At 60.3% G+C, this 13,380-nt stretch carries 13 protein-coding genes and 1 riboswitch; of the genes, 8 read left to right on the top strand and 5 right to left on the bottom strand.

Annotated elements, in window-relative coordinates:
- Nucleotides 1-390: 390 nt before the first annotated feature.
- Nucleotides 391-1,611 carry an NADH:flavin oxidoreductase/NADH oxidase family protein gene (locus WCL58_RS03440; protein WP_060439950.1) on the bottom strand — a complete coding sequence of 407 codons (1,221 nt, stop codon included), beginning with the start codon at nt 1,609-1,611 and terminating at the stop codon, nt 391-393.
- A gap of 72 nt (nt 1,612-1,683) precedes the next feature.
- Here WCL58_RS03440 and WCL58_RS03435 point away from each other — a divergent pair, with 72 nt between their 5' ends.
- Entirely contained in the window at nt 1,684-2,106 is a 423-nt protein-coding gene (locus WCL58_RS03435) for a MerR family transcriptional regulator (RefSeq protein WP_060418915.1), read from the top strand.
- Here the strand turns inward: WCL58_RS03435 and eno are convergent.
- From eno to WCL58_RS03420, 3 genes are read right to left on the bottom strand one after another with little or no spacing between them, the layout of a single operon-like run.
- Nucleotides 2,093-3,376, bottom strand: a complete 1,284-nt coding sequence (gene eno, locus WCL58_RS03430; RefSeq protein ID WP_060418913.1) for a phosphopyruvate hydratase — start codon at nt 3,374-3,376, stop codon at nt 2,093-2,095. The two genes, WCL58_RS03435 and eno, sit on opposite strands and share 14 nt — an antisense overlap.
- Before the next feature lie 16 nt (nt 3,377-3,392).
- Nucleotides 3,393-3,821: a universal stress protein gene (locus tag WCL58_RS03425; RefSeq protein ID WP_046687045.1), complete on the bottom strand. Its 429-nt coding sequence runs from the start codon at nt 3,819-3,821 to the stop codon at nt 3,393-3,395.
- Nucleotides 3,822-3,824: 3 nt separating this feature from the next.
- Complete coding sequence (locus tag WCL58_RS03420; RefSeq protein WP_336850508.1) at nt 3,825-4,790, bottom strand: DHHA2 domain-containing protein; 966 nt, start codon at nt 4,788-4,790, stop codon at nt 3,825-3,827.
- Nucleotides 4,791-4,830: 40 nt separating this feature from the next.
- Nucleotides 4,831-4,906: riboswitch (Fluoride riboswitch) on the bottom strand.
- A 181-nt stretch (nt 4,907-5,087) separates the two neighbouring features.
- Here WCL58_RS03420 and WCL58_RS03415 point away from each other — a divergent pair.
- The 3 genes from WCL58_RS03415 (at nt 5,088) to WCL58_RS03405 (ending at nt 8,347) form a co-directional block, all read left to right on the top strand.
- The gene (locus WCL58_RS03415; RefSeq protein ID WP_169318423.1) at nt 5,088-6,968 is read left to right on the top strand and encodes a diguanylate cyclase domain-containing protein; all 1,881 of its coding nucleotides are present in this window, start codon (nt 5,088-5,090) and stop codon (nt 6,966-6,968) included.
- Nucleotides 6,969-7,038: 70 nt separating this feature from the next.
- Entirely contained in the window at nt 7,039-7,887 is an 849-nt protein-coding gene (locus tag WCL58_RS03410; protein ID WP_100395796.1) for an AraC family transcriptional regulator, read from the top strand.
- A gap of 52 nt (nt 7,888-7,939) precedes the next feature.
- Nucleotides 7,940-8,347, top strand: a complete 408-nt coding sequence (locus tag WCL58_RS03405) for a DUF2000 family protein (RefSeq protein WP_060418907.1) — start codon at nt 7,940-7,942, stop codon at nt 8,345-8,347.
- A gap of 12 nt (nt 8,348-8,359) precedes the next feature.
- Here the strand turns inward: WCL58_RS03405 and WCL58_RS03400 are convergent, their stop codons facing one another.
- Complete coding sequence (locus WCL58_RS03400; protein WP_100395794.1) at nt 8,360-9,229, bottom strand: LysR substrate-binding domain-containing protein; 870 nt, start codon at nt 9,227-9,229, stop codon at nt 8,360-8,362.
- 181 nt (nt 9,230-9,410) lie between these two features.
- On the opposite strand from WCL58_RS03400, the gene WCL58_RS03395 reads away from it, so the two are divergent.
- From WCL58_RS03395 to WCL58_RS03380, 4 genes are all read left to right on the top strand, one after another.
- Nucleotides 9,411-10,583: an MFS transporter gene (locus WCL58_RS03395; protein ID WP_336850505.1), complete on the top strand. Its 1,173-nt coding sequence runs from the start codon at nt 9,411-9,413 to the stop codon at nt 10,581-10,583.
- A gap of 21 nt (nt 10,584-10,604) precedes the next feature.
- Entirely contained in the window at nt 10,605-11,627 is a 1,023-nt protein-coding gene (locus WCL58_RS03390; protein WP_336850504.1) for an NAD(P)/FAD-dependent oxidoreductase, read from the top strand.
- Nucleotides 11,628-11,864: 237 nt separating this feature from the next.
- The gene (locus WCL58_RS03385; protein ID WP_038871643.1) at nt 11,865-12,182 is read left to right on the top strand and encodes a cupin domain-containing protein; all 318 of its coding nucleotides are present in this window, start codon (nt 11,865-11,867) and stop codon (nt 12,180-12,182) included.
- 357 nt (nt 12,183-12,539) lie between these two features.
- On the top strand, nt 12,540-13,331 hold the full coding sequence (locus tag WCL58_RS03380; RefSeq protein ID WP_070914368.1) for an AraC family transcriptional regulator: 792 nt from the start codon (nt 12,540-12,542) through the stop codon (nt 13,329-13,331).
- The last annotated feature ends 49 nt before the right edge of the window (nt 13,332-13,380 follow it).

Below are 13,380 nucleotides of genomic sequence, written 5' to 3'. Positions count from 1 at the left end.
TAGCCGATTTTGTTTTGAATTGTTTAGTTTTTTCTTAGGCTCATCAATATGTTGTTGATTTATTGACCGTTGGTTTTGCCGGTAAAAAACAACATATCGTTAACATGGCACAAAAATCCTTTCCGTCGCCAACCTGCAGACGGCTTTAATACGCTTATTAATAAGGTGAATTTCCGTTTAATAACATAAATAGGAATTAACGGCTTATTTTTATCTATTCACCACCTTAAGTCCTATAGCGTTTATATACACAAAATTTGTGATGAATATAAATGGCCAACCGTTAAAAGCGCAGCATCCAGATCGGTGATTTCTCTCAGATTTCACGTAGCGCGATCAAAAAAGCGCGATTTTTACGCAGCGCCGGCCGGTGCGCCGGCGCTGTTGCCGTTAACGTTGCCGTAACCAGGCGTGGTAGCGCTGCAGGATGCGGCGGGTACGCCACCGATCGACGAGCAGCGTGAACAGCGGGGAGTAGCGCACGCTGCGTGGCCGATTGTCACTCAGCGCTCGCATCCGGCGCTTGACCAACGCCATGCGGGCGAGCGACGCCATCGCTTTGCTGCGCCAGGTGACCGGGGCAGGCAGCGCATGGGGGGCTGCCCCGGTTTGCCAGCGCCGCGGCAGATCGGGCACTTCCGCCATGGCGGTGGCGATGCCGGCAACCGCGACGCCGCTGTCCAGCACTTGCTGCGCTACTGAAGGACGGGCGATGCCGCCGGTGGTCATCACCGGCATGCGGGCCACCGCGGCAAGATCGCGGGCGAAGGACAGAAAATAGGCTTCTCGCGCCAGGGTGCGGCCGTCCGCCGTTTCGCCTTGCATCGCCGGGCTTTCGTAGCTGCCGCCCGACAGTTCGATCAGATCGACCGGCAGATCGTTCAGCATCAGCACCACCTGGCGGGCATCGTCCGAAGAAAAACCGCCGCGCTGAAAATCGGCGGAGTTGAGTTTGACCGCCACGCAAAAGCCCGGCGAGACGCGCTCGCGCACCGCACGCACCACCTCCAGCAGCAGGCGGGCGCGGTTCGCCAACTCGCCGCCCCAGCGATCGTTGCGTTGGTTGGTCAGCGGCGAGAGAAACTGGGAAATCAGATAGCCGTGCGCCGCGTGGATCTCCACGCCGGTAAAACCGGCCCGTTCGGCAGCGTGCGCGCTGGCGGCGAAGCGCGCGATAACCTCGGCGATCTGCGCTTCATCCATCGCTTGCGGCTGGGCGAACAGCTTGCTGTGCTTGCCCATCGCCAGCGGGATGGCGGAGGGCGCCCATGCGTTGCCGCCCATGTTCGCCATCACCTGCCGGCCCGGATGGTTAAGCTGCATCCACACCTGCGCGCCGCCCTGGCGCGCGGCCTTGGCCCAGGTTTCGAACGCGGCGAGCGGCGTGTCTTGTTCCAGCACCACGCCGCCGGGGCCGGTCATGGCGCGGCCGTCGATCATCACGTTGCCGGTGATGATCAAGCCGGCGCCGCCTTCGGCCCAATAGCGGTATAAGCGCCACAGCGCCGGGCCGGGCAGTTGGCCTGGGGCGGCCAGATTTTCTTCCATCGCCGCCTTGGCCAGACGGTTGGTCAGGCGGCTGCCGTTGGGCAGCGTCAGTGGGGTAAACATCGGTTTTGCGCTCCTGTCGTAAGGGGAATGGCGCTATACTAGGTTTAAAGTTAACTTTAAGGTCAATAGGGCATGAAGATCGGAGAATTGGCGCAGCGCGCCGGCGTGGCCGCCTCGGCGATACGCTACTACGAGCAGCTGGGGTTGCTGCCGAAACCGGTGCGCGGCGTCAACGGCTATCGGGTCTACAGCGATAGCGCGCTGGAGCGATTGCACCTGATCCAAATCGGCCAAAATCTGGGGTTTTCGCTGCAGGCGATCCAACGCGTGTTGGCGCTGCAGGGCAGCGCTTATGAGGATGGGTTGATACGCGGCGTCGATGAACGGCTAGCGGAGATCGAGCTGATGATGGCCACGCTGAATGAACAACGAGAAACCTTGTTGACGACCCGGCTGACCTTATTGGAGTCCGGTGTCGCCGGGCTGTGCCAAGCCAAGGGCGAAAAACAGGCCGACGCATCGCCGGCCCGGCCGGCAAAGCTTAGCGGCGTTTAAAGGCGGAACGACCGGCATACACCGCCGCGGCGCCCAACTGGTCTTCGATGCGCATCAGCTGATTGTATTTTTCGATTCGCTCGCCGCGGCTCGGCGCGCCGGTTTTCAGATGGCCGGCTCGCATCGCGACCGTCATGTCGGCGATAAAGCTGTCGACGGTTTCACCGCTGCGGTGCGAGATAAAGGTGCCCCAGCCGTTCGCCTGGCAGAGCTGTACGGCGGCGAAGGTTTCGCTCAGCGTGCCGATCTGGTTCAGCTTGATCAGCGCCGCATTGGCCAACCGTTCATCAATCCCGCGCTGGATGTATTTCACGTTGGTGACGAACAGATCGTCGCCGACCAGCTCCACCTGGTCGCCCAGGGCGTCGCTCAGAATACGCCAGCCGGCCCAGTCGTCCTCGGCCAAGCCGTCTTCAATCAGCACGATGGGGAAATCCTGCACCAGCCGTTGGTAATAGGCCGTCATCTGGGCTGCGTCCAACTCGAGGTTCTCGCTGCGCAGGCGATACTTGCCGTCGGCGTAGAATTCGCTCGAGGCCGGATCCATGCAGATCGCGATATCTTCTCCCGGCCGGTAGCCGGCTTTCTCTATCGCCTGCACGATCAGCTCGAGCGGCTGGCGGTTTGAGGCGACCGCCGGCGCGAAACCGCCTTCGTCACCGACGCCGACCGACAGGCCTTTTTCCAACAGGATTTGGCGCAGCGTCTGATAAACTTCACTGCCCCAGCGCACGGCCTCGCGCAGCGACGGCGCGCCCAGGGGAGCTATCATAAACTCCTGAAAGTCCGCCCCTTGCCACCGGGCGTGCACGCCGCCGTTGATGATATTCATGCAGGGCACCGGCAGCAGGTTGGCGCCGATGCCGCCCAGATAACGATACAGCGGCAGCTGCGACAATTGCGCCGCGAGGCGGGCGGCGGCCAGAGAAACGCCGAGCAGGGCGTTGGCCCCCAATCGGCTCTTGTTCTCGCTGCCGTCCAGCGCGATCAGCCGGCGGTCTATCTCCTCTTGTTGGCGCACATCCACTCCGCGCAGCGCCTCGTTGATCGCCGTTTTGACGCTGTGCACCGCCTCCAGTACGCCTTTGCCGCCGAAACGGTGCGGATCGCCGTCGCGGTGCTCCACCGCCTCGCGCGACCCGGTGCTGGCTCCCGAAGGCACCGAAGCCCGGGCCACGACGCCCGCCGCGCTCATTTCGACTTCGACGGTCGGGTTGCCGCGCGAATCCAGGATCTCTCTGGCGGTTACGCTTTCAATCTCATCGTTCATGGGGTGTCACCTCGTTCTAGGGAGTGGGAACGTGCTTTATCAGCACGTCGATGGATAAATGGTTGATGAATTCGAAGCCGAAGGAGGCATAGACGCCAAACGGACGGTTCTGATGGCCGAGCAACAAAAGATCGACGCCTTCACGGGCAATCAGGGCTTCGACGTCTTTGAAGCGATGGATGCTGACCATTGCGCGTACCTCCAGGGGGATTGAGCAGTCTTCCACCAGGCGGCTGAGCATGGCTTTGGCGGCGATCACCTCGCTGGACTGGCGATCTTTGGTTTGCGCATCGCTGAGGTAGTCCAGCTCGGCATAGTCGGCGCTGATGTGCGCCACGGTAATGCGCGTATTCATCTGCTGATTGAGGCGTTCGGCATGGCGCAACAGCAGCCGGCCGTCGCGTTCATCCTGTACCAGCAGTAAAGCGTGTTGGTAGATCGGCATGTCTTATCTCCCTGCGTGAGCAATCTGTAGGGTTAACCACGGTAAAACCTCTTTTTTTCGGCTCGTCATACCGGGCAGCGACACCTGCCGAATGGCGAGCACCCGGTTCGACGAGAAATACAGGGTGGAACGGCGGTGGGTGATATCGGTAACCAGGAGTGCGGTCATCTCCAGCCCGGCTTCCTGCTTCGCCTGCTCGAGCGCCTGTTGCAGCGCGGGCAACAGCGGATCGATGTCGCTCATGGCCCGCACTTCTATCTGCGACAGCAGCAGCGAAACGGTATGGATGCGGTAATTCTTGGCGTCGCGCTGCAGCAACTGCGGGGCGGATTGCCCGGAGAGATCGGTTTTGGCGGCAAGCAGCCCGGCGGTGAAGGCGTCATAGTCGACGTGAGAGATTGCGCGCAACCGGGTGACCGCCAGCCGATCCTGTTCCGTGGTGGTCGGCGCACTGAGCGCGACGGTGTCGCTCAAGATGGCGCCCAGCAGCAGCGTGGCCTGCGCGGCGTTAAGTGGCATCGGTTTTTCTGCCGTCAGGATCTGCAGGATCAGGGTGGCGCAACAGCCGACGGTGCGCACCCAGACATCGGGCGGGTTGCGGGTGACTAACGTGCCCAGCCGGTGATGGTCGATAACGCCGACCACGTCGCTGTCGGGCAATGAGGCCGGGCCTTGTTCGATATCGGTAAAGTCGACCAGCCAGACTTTGCGGTCACGGAGATCTTCTGTCAGCAGCGCAGGCGCCTGTACGCCGGCGGCAGCCAGTATGTAGCGGGTTTCCGGCGTCAGGTCGCCTAGGCGGAAAGCCACGGCCGGTTTGCCGAGGTGATTGAGCCAGTCCGCGACCACCAGCGCGCTGCAGATGCTGTCGCTGTCGGGATTTTTATGGCCGAAAACGTACAGGGGCATTTCCCGCGCGACGGCATCGGGCTGGAGTGGAAAAGGGGTAAAACCTGAGATTTCATTCATAGCGACTCCTGACATACCTGCCTAAAAAATAAAGCGAAGTTGTATATCAGGCGTCATCATCCGGTTCGAGTGAACGCGGCGGTTGGGAAAGGTGGAACACCATCACCTTGTGAACGACTGTAGCGCAGCGTGGGGGGAAACGCAACGCCCGGCAAAGTTGGCGAGAATACATAATCGGATTGATACTGTGAGTGAGTCTATGATGGACAAGGATATTATTTGCCGCTAACCGACGGATAGGCTGAACGGACTCACGCCGGCTATGCCGGGTCCGTGGGTGACACAATGGGAGACAACATGCTCGAACCCTGCTTCCCCGAAAACGAAGCCGAACGCCTGTCGGTATTGAACTCACTGAACGTGCTGGATTCGAACTCGGTGGAAAAACTGGATCGCATCACGCGGTTGGCGGCGAAATACTTCGGCGTGACCATTGCGCTGGTGTCGCTGATCGACCGGGATCGCCAATGGTTTTTATCGCGCTACGGTCTGGATGCCCGAGAAACGCCGCGCAATATCTCGTTTTGCGGTCATGCCATCTTGCAACGCGAAGCGCTGGTGGTGCCCGATACCGCCAAGGATCCGCGCTTTTTCGATAATCCGCTGGTGATCGGCGGGCCGAGGATCGGTTTTTACGTCGGGCAGCCGCTGCTGTCGCTCGATGGCTTGCCGCTAGGCACGCTGTGCATTATCGACAGCCACCCGCAGCCGTTTTCTCCTGCTCAACTGGCCGATCTGCACGATTTCGCCGCCGTGGTGGAGGAATATCTGCAGAGCATTGAACGCCTCGTCTATACCGAAAACCTGAAATCCGACCTGCAGCGCACGGAGGCGCTGTTCGAACAAACCTTCTCCCAGGCGGCGGTAGGGATGGCGCTGGTCTCGCTGCAAGGATATTGGCTGCGGGTGAATCCGCGCATCTGCGAAATGCTTCAGTACTCCGAGCGCGAGCTGATGGATCGCACCTTCCAGGACATCACCTATCCGCTCGATCTCAACACCGATCTGGAAAAGCTGCAGCAGCTGCTGAAAAATGAAATCAGTACCTATTCGATGGAAAAACGCTATTTCCGCGCCGACGGCTCGATCGTTTGGGTGCAGCTGACGGTGGCGCTCAATCGTTTGCCGAACGGCAAGCCGGACCATTTCATCTCGGTTATCGTCGATATCAGCGAGCGTAAAGCGGCCGAGGCCGATCTGTTCGCTCTGCAACACGAGCTGGAACAACGCGTCGAAATTCGCACGCGGGAGCTGAACGTGGTGGTTAAAAAGCTCAACGAAGAGATTGAGACCCGGGTGCTCGCCGAATATCAGCTCAGTGCGGAGAAGGAGCGTCTGCGCGCCATTACCGACAATATGCCGGCCTTAATCAGCCAGATCGACGGCAATGAACGCTACCTGTTCGCCAACAGCGCCTACAAAACCTGGTTCGGTCTGGAGGAGTCCAGCCTCAGGGGGATGACGGTGCGCGATTTCATGGGGGAAAGCGTTTATCGAATAGCAAAACCGATGATCGAGCGGGCCCTCGCGGGCGAAATGGTGAGTTTTGAGAATGAGCTGCAGACCCGGCAAGGGCTGCTGATGATCCACACCACGCTGGTGCCGTGCGAAGCGCAGGGCTTCTACATTCTCGCCATGGACATCACCGAACTGAAGCGGCTGCAGCAGCGGCTGGAATATGACGCAACCCACGACATGTTGACCGGATTGACCAATCGCCGCGCGTTTCTACGCCGGTTGTCGGGCACGCTGCAGGCCTGTTGCCATCAGCGGCAGATGGCGCTGCTGTTTATCGATCTCGACGGGTTCAAAACCCTTAACGACAGCTATGGCCATGACTTCGGCGACGCGATCCTGAAGACGTTCGCCACATTGCTCAGCACCTGCGCCGGCGAGCGCCACAGCGTCTCGCGTCTGGCCGGTGACGAGTTCACGGTGATCCTGTGGCCGTTGACGGATCCGCGGCGCGAAGTCAGCGAGTTTTGCGAAAACGTGTTGGCGCATCTGGCCAAAATTACGCAGATCGGGCCGCAGAAGGTACGGCTTTCCGCCAGCATCGGCGCGGCCATTTCCCCACGCGGCGATGTGACCGAGGAGATGCTGCTGACCCGCGCCGACGGCGCGATGTATCAGGCGAAATCGGCCGGAAAGGGCACTTACGCCATCTGTGAGCTGTGAGCGTGCAACGGTGGCGGTCTCAGGGTAAGCTGTTTTTCTTTTCCTGTGAGCAGAACTCCGGATTTATTGCATGGCGTCAAATCATCAACATAAAGATTGGCTCGAACTGCGACGCGATGAGGAAACCGGTATTGAGAGCGTCAATGCCCACTTTCAGGGACATGCCTACGATCCTCACGATCATGATGAAATGCTGGTGGGTGTCACGCAGCAGGGTTTACAGCGTTTCAACTGCCACCGCTCATTGCATACCAGCCGGCCGGGGCGCGCCATGCTGATCGAACCGGGGGCGGTGCATGATGGCCATGCGCCGCAGGCCGAGGGATTTACCTATGCGATGCTTTATCTGCCGCAGCGCTGGGTATGCGACGCGATGCATCGCCGCGGATTGGGGGATGCATCGGTACTGGAAGGCGCCTTCCACAGCACGTTGACCGACGATCCTATGCTGGCGGCCGCGATACAGCAGGCCTTTTTCTCGTTGCATCATAGAGAGGGGCGACTGGCGCGCGATCAAAGCCTGGACCATCTGCTGACGCTATTGTCACGGCACATCCGTGCCAGGCCGGATTCCCAACACGACGACGCTTTGGTTGAGATGAACCGCTTACGGGACTATCTGCATGCACATATGGCGGATAATCCCAGTCTGGATGACCTGGCGCTTCAGTGTGGTCTGGACCGTTTCCGCCTGACTCGCCAATTCACTCGGGCTTTTGGCCAGTCGCCGCATGCGTATTTGGTTCGGTTGAGGCTGCGGGCCGCACGCTTGTTGTTGGCGCAGGGGCAAGAACCGGCGCAGGTCGCCATGCAGGTGGGCTTTGCCGATCAGAGCCATTTGGGTCGCTGGTTCCAGCGCGCCTACCGTTTATCACCGGCGGCCTATCAACGCCAGTGCACAAACGTTCTATACCGCTGATTTGCCATTTCCGATGATGTGCTTTTAACAGCACAACGGAGTAGAGCGAAAGATGTTTGATACCAAGATTGCGTTTATCGTACGCGACGATCTGCAGACCTGGCAGCGGCTGAACGTGGTGGCCTTTCTGGCGACGGGCATCGCCGCCGCCGCCCCGGAAATCATCGGCGAGTGTTACGTGGATGCGCAGGGCAGACGCTACGGCGGTATTTCCGGGCAGCCGATGCTGATTTTCGCCGCAGATTTGCCGGGCCTGCAAAATGTGCATCGCAAAGGGTTGGAGCGGGAATTGACGTTGATCCCCTATGTGCACGCCATGTTCTCGACCGGGCACGATGAAGCCAATCGGCAGGTTTTTCTCGCTGAAGACGCGGACAATCTGGATTTGGTCGGTCTGGCGCTGCGCGGATCGAAAAAAGCGGTGGATAAGGCGATAAAAGGCCTGGCGCTTCACGGCTAACGCTACCGAGACCTAAGCCTGAAACGCCTGCAGCCAGGCGGCGAACTTTCTCACGACCTCATCGTCCCGATCGCGCAGCAGCAGGGAATAAACGCCGGTTCGGATAGTCAACGCCGGGAAAGGCGACACCAGTCGACCGGACGACAGATGCTTGGCGCAGAACAGGTAAGGCACGACGGCCAGCCCCAGGCCGTCCTCGGCCGCCTGAATGGCGGCGAAGGTATGGTCGAGCGTGAGCGGCGCCGGCGAGGCGTCCAACGCCGTCGGGTAGGTATTCAGCCAGCTGTGCCATAAATCCTCACGGGCGCGGATACGGATGGCGGTATGCCCGGCCAGCGTGCCGGGCGCACTGACCGGCATGGCGCGCAAGTAGCTCTGGCTGCAGACCAACAGGCTCTCTTCCTGCAGAAAAGGGATCGCTTTCAGCCCGGAGAAGTGCGCAGGATCGCGCCGGATCGCCAGATCAAACGGCGTATTGCGATCGACGGCCCCTGTGCTGGTGGTGATATCAATCGCGACCTCCGGATGAATCTCATTGAACGCCGCCAGCTTCGGCATCAGCCAGTGCATGGTGAACGTCGGCAGGCTGTGCACCACCAGCCGCTGCCGGCCGGCGCTCGCTTTCAGTGCGCTTTCCGCAGCATACAGTTCGCTTATCACCCGGGACGCGGTGCGGGAGAAATTCTCGCCGGCCTGCGTCAGCCGCACGGACTTGTGTCCGCGATAAAACAGTGTGATACCCAGCTGTTCTTCCAGGCTGCGAATGTGGCGGCTGACCGCGCCGGTGGTGAGAAACAGCTCATCCGCAGCGGCGCTGAAGCTGCCAAGGCGGGCGGCGGCTTCGAAAGCGGACAGGTGCGGCAGGGAGTGAATTTTTTTCATTGGTTGAGTCTAGCTCAACCAAATGAGCGAGGAAAGATCGTTTGTCAGCCGTTGATTTTTCTCACTATTATCACGCATCTTTCCCGGTTTTCCGAGTGTGTCATGCAGCGATTTTCCCCGTCTGTCGTTCGTGTTAGTCGAATTATCCTCACCCTTCGATGGGCAGGGAGACGGCGCTGAGATGCGAGCTTTCTTTCTGCTTTGCGTGAGCCGGGCCGGCCTCTGCCTGGGCACCATGATGTTCGCCGGTGCACTGCCGACCATCAGAAGCGAGTGGCAGCTCGACGCCGCCTCCGCCGGTACGGTGCAAACGGTATTTAGCCTGACCAACGCGCTGGCGCTGCTGGTGGCTTCCTGGTGGTGTGATTCGCTGGGGGCGCACCGGGTTTACCTGCTGTTTTCCTGGCTGGGCGCCGCTGCGCTGATGCTGTTCGCCGTGTTTGCCCATTCTTATGCCGGCGCGCTGGTGTTGATGGCCTTCGTCGGCCTGACGCAGGGCGGCGCCTATACGCCGGCGCTGCTGCTGGCGATGGGGATGAACGGCCCGGCCCGGCGCGGTTACGCCATCGGCATGATGCTGGCGGCCAGTTCGTTGGGGTATTTTCTGTCGGTTTTCATCGCCGGTTGGAGCGCCATGCGCTGGGGGGCCGGCGTGGCGTTCTCCCTGTGTGCCGCCGGTGCGTTGCTGGGGGCGCTGGCCGGTTCGTTGGCCCTGGTCGGTTATCGGGAACCGCAGCCGCGTACGCTGGGGAGGCAGACGAAACGTGAAAGCTATGCTATCACCTATGCGACCCTGCTGTTGCTGGTCGGGTATATCGCCCACAGCTGGGAACTGCTCGGTAACTGGGCCTGGGCGCCCAGCCTGGTCAGCGAGGCGTTGAGCGGTTTCTCTCTGGATCCGCTCAGCGCCGGATTGATCGTCGCGGCGGTGATCCACCTGGCCGGCATGGTTGCCACGCTGATTGTCGGCACCGTTTCCGACTATTTTAACCGTGCATCGGTGCTGATGTTTATGGGCGCCGCCGGCGCGTTGGGATCGCTGCTGATGGGGTGGTCGGCGAACTGGGGGCCGGGCTGGACGCTGCTGGCCGTCAGCATCGGCAGTTTCTTCATCCTCGGCGACTCCGGCGTGCTGTCGGCCGCGATGGCGGACAACGTGCCGCCGCAACAGCTCGGTAGCGTGATGGGCTGGCGATCGCTGCTGGGGTTCGGCATCGGTTCGTTCGCCCCTTTATCCTTTGGCGTCGTGATGGATACCACCCAGAGCTGGGGCACGTCTTATGCCGTATTGGCCTGCGGCGGTGGAGTAGCCTGTCTGGCGGCAGCACTTGAAACGAGGTACGGACATCATTAAATGAATGGAACATCATCATGCATGGTTATCGTGGGTGCCGGGATTGTCGGGGCATCGGTCGCCTATCATCTCGCGCGCCAGGGGCAGCACGTTGTCGTCGTTGAGCAGGCGCATCCCGCGGCGGGGGCCACAGGCAGCTCGTTTGGCTGGATCAGCGAAGGCGTGCCTGAGGGCGCTCCCGACGCGTTTCTGCGGCGCGAGATCGTCGCTGACTGGATGCGCCTGGCGCAGGAGATCCCGGATCTCTGGGTGAATTGGTCCGGCGCGCTCAGCTATGGCCAGGCGCCGGCGACGCAAAACCCCGACAATCGGCTTTTGCCCTCCGCCGAGGTGAACGCGCTGGAACCGGGGCTCAGGCAGCCCGATAGCCAAGCCTATTTTGCGGCGCGTGACGGCGCCGTCGATCCGCAAGAAGTGACACAGCGGCTGCTCGAGTGCGTTAGCGCGTGGGGTGGGGAGTTGCTCCTGGGGCGAACCGTCACCGGATTTTTGCGTGAAGAAGGGCAGATAATCGGCATCGTTACCGAGGAAGGCGCGATTGCCGCCGAACGGGTGGTGCTCGCCTGCGGCACGGGAATCTCCGCGCTGCTGGATGGCAGTGGGTTCTCGCTGCCGATCGAGGCGTCGCCGGCGATTCTGTTACGCTATCGTGCGGCGGCGCTGGCAGTGAACACGCTGATTGCGGGCGATGACGTTGAAGTGCGCCATACGCAAAACGGCGATCTGCTGGCGGCGGAGGATTACCCGCCGGAGGGGGACGTTAAACGGGTGGAAAACGACGCGCAATCGGCGATAAAAAACCGCCTGCCGGATACGGCACCCTTGCAACTGCAGGCGTGTTCGGTGGGGATGCGGCCCCGGCCGCGCGACGGTTATCCCATCATCGGGCCACTGGGCGCTACCCGGCTCTATGTGGCGGTGATGCACCCGGCAGTGATGTGCGCGCCAACGCTTGGCCGGCTGGTCAGCGACGAGCTGCTTTATGGCGTCAATCCTGCCATTCCGCACGCTTATCGCCCCGAGCGATTTGACGACGGGAAATGAATATACGCTCAACCTGGCAGCGGTTTTTTGCGCCGTCGGCGAGGCTCTTATATATTTAGTAGCATGCCTGAGGCAGGTTGGGCATGAAACGGCGGTCGGTCGGGCCGCTGCAAGTACGACAGTTAAATCCGTTCGCCAAGAGGCTGCGAGCCTGTGCTTTCGGTAGGGACAGCCGCCAATCGTTTTTATGGCGACCGAAGGCGGAGCAGCTACTCACAGGTCACGAGGACACTTACCATGCATAAGAGAACACTGGCGTCACTGCATTACGAAAACATGCCTTACGATGGGGTGCGTTTTCATATTTTGAAACGGGAGACGCCTGGCCATACGGCGTTGCTGAAGTTGGATGCGGGCAGCCGACAACCGGCGCGTTTTCATCCGGGGTGGGTGAAACTGATGGTGCTGAGCGGTGAACTGAAGGTTGACGATCAGACGTTGCAACCCCATGAGATGTTAATCATCCCTGCCAATACCGCCTATACGGTACAGGCCATTACTGAAGTGATTTGTCTGGCGATTTCCGAGCTGGACGGCGCCGAGTTGGCCCGTTGAGGTGATAACACGAATGGATAGAGGAGAGCCTAGGCGCTCTCCCTATCCCAGCAGCATTAAGCCGCCCCCCTGGCTGAGCTACCTGCTGATTGATGCGTCTACCTCCTGATTTAAGCCACCGCGCTTTCCCTTTCCACCACTTTCGGCCACGTCGCCCCCGCAACGAGCCGCCATCGCGCAGCGCATGCGCAACGTCATCGCCTTGGTTTTACGCAGAACGATGAAATTTTGGTGTAAATAGTGAGTTTCTTCGCATAAGGCCCCTGGTGTGGCTTGCGAGAACGTCACTATATGGAGGATCATGCGGCGCCTCTATCAAATAAAAGACATTCGCGTTATCAAAAGGGACAAATGACCATGGGATTCGAAGTCGACAACGCCGAAACGAAACGCATCGACCTCAGCAGCCACGAAAACTCCTCGTTCGAGGTGACAGGGCTGGTGAAACACTATCCGGCGGGCTTTGTCATTCCTTACCACTCGCATAAACGCAGCCATTTGCTCTATTCGCAGCAGGGCGTTATGGCGGTCGAGGCGAGCAGCGGGCGCTGGATCGTGCCGCCCACCACCGCGGTCTGGCTGCGGCCGGGGGTAGAACATCAGCTGGTCATGCAGAGTAACATTTGCGTTTACGGGATTTTGGTTGATGAAGTCACCGCCGCGCGTTTGCCGCTGCGCGACGGCGTATTGCAGGTATCACCGCTGCTGCGAGAACTGATCGCTCAGCTGGCGACGCTGGCGCCCGAAGGGGCGGAGACCAAACGCAATACGCTGCTCAGAGCGTTGTTCCTTGAGGAGCTGAGCCTGCAGCCGCAGCTGGCGCTGCATTTGCCTTGGCCGGCAGAGGCGAGAATGGCCGAGATTTGCCGGCTGTTGGTCATCACGCCGGCCGACGATCGCGGCATTGAGGCCTGGGCCGATTCACTGTCGATCAGCGCGAAAACCTTCCAGCGTCATTTCACTCAACAAACCGGCATCACCTTCGGCCAGTGGAAACAGCGCCTGCGGCTGCTGTCGTCCATTCCGCTGCTGTTGGCCGGCAACTCGATCATCCATGCCGCCTTCGAAAGCGGTTACGAGAGCCACAGCGCCTATTCGGTGGCGTTCAAAAAACTGTTTGGCGTTTCGCCTTCGCGCTTTACGCTATAGCCTTATGGCATAGCGCGCTTCTCCTATAGATTGAAGCAACCTAATGACG

The organism is Serratia sp. TMDUHS_CL (assembly GCF_037137105.1).
GTDB lineage: Bacteria > Pseudomonadota > Gammaproteobacteria > Enterobacterales > Enterobacteriaceae > Serratia > Serratia nevei.
This window is presented reverse-complemented; position numbering and strand designations above follow the sequence as displayed.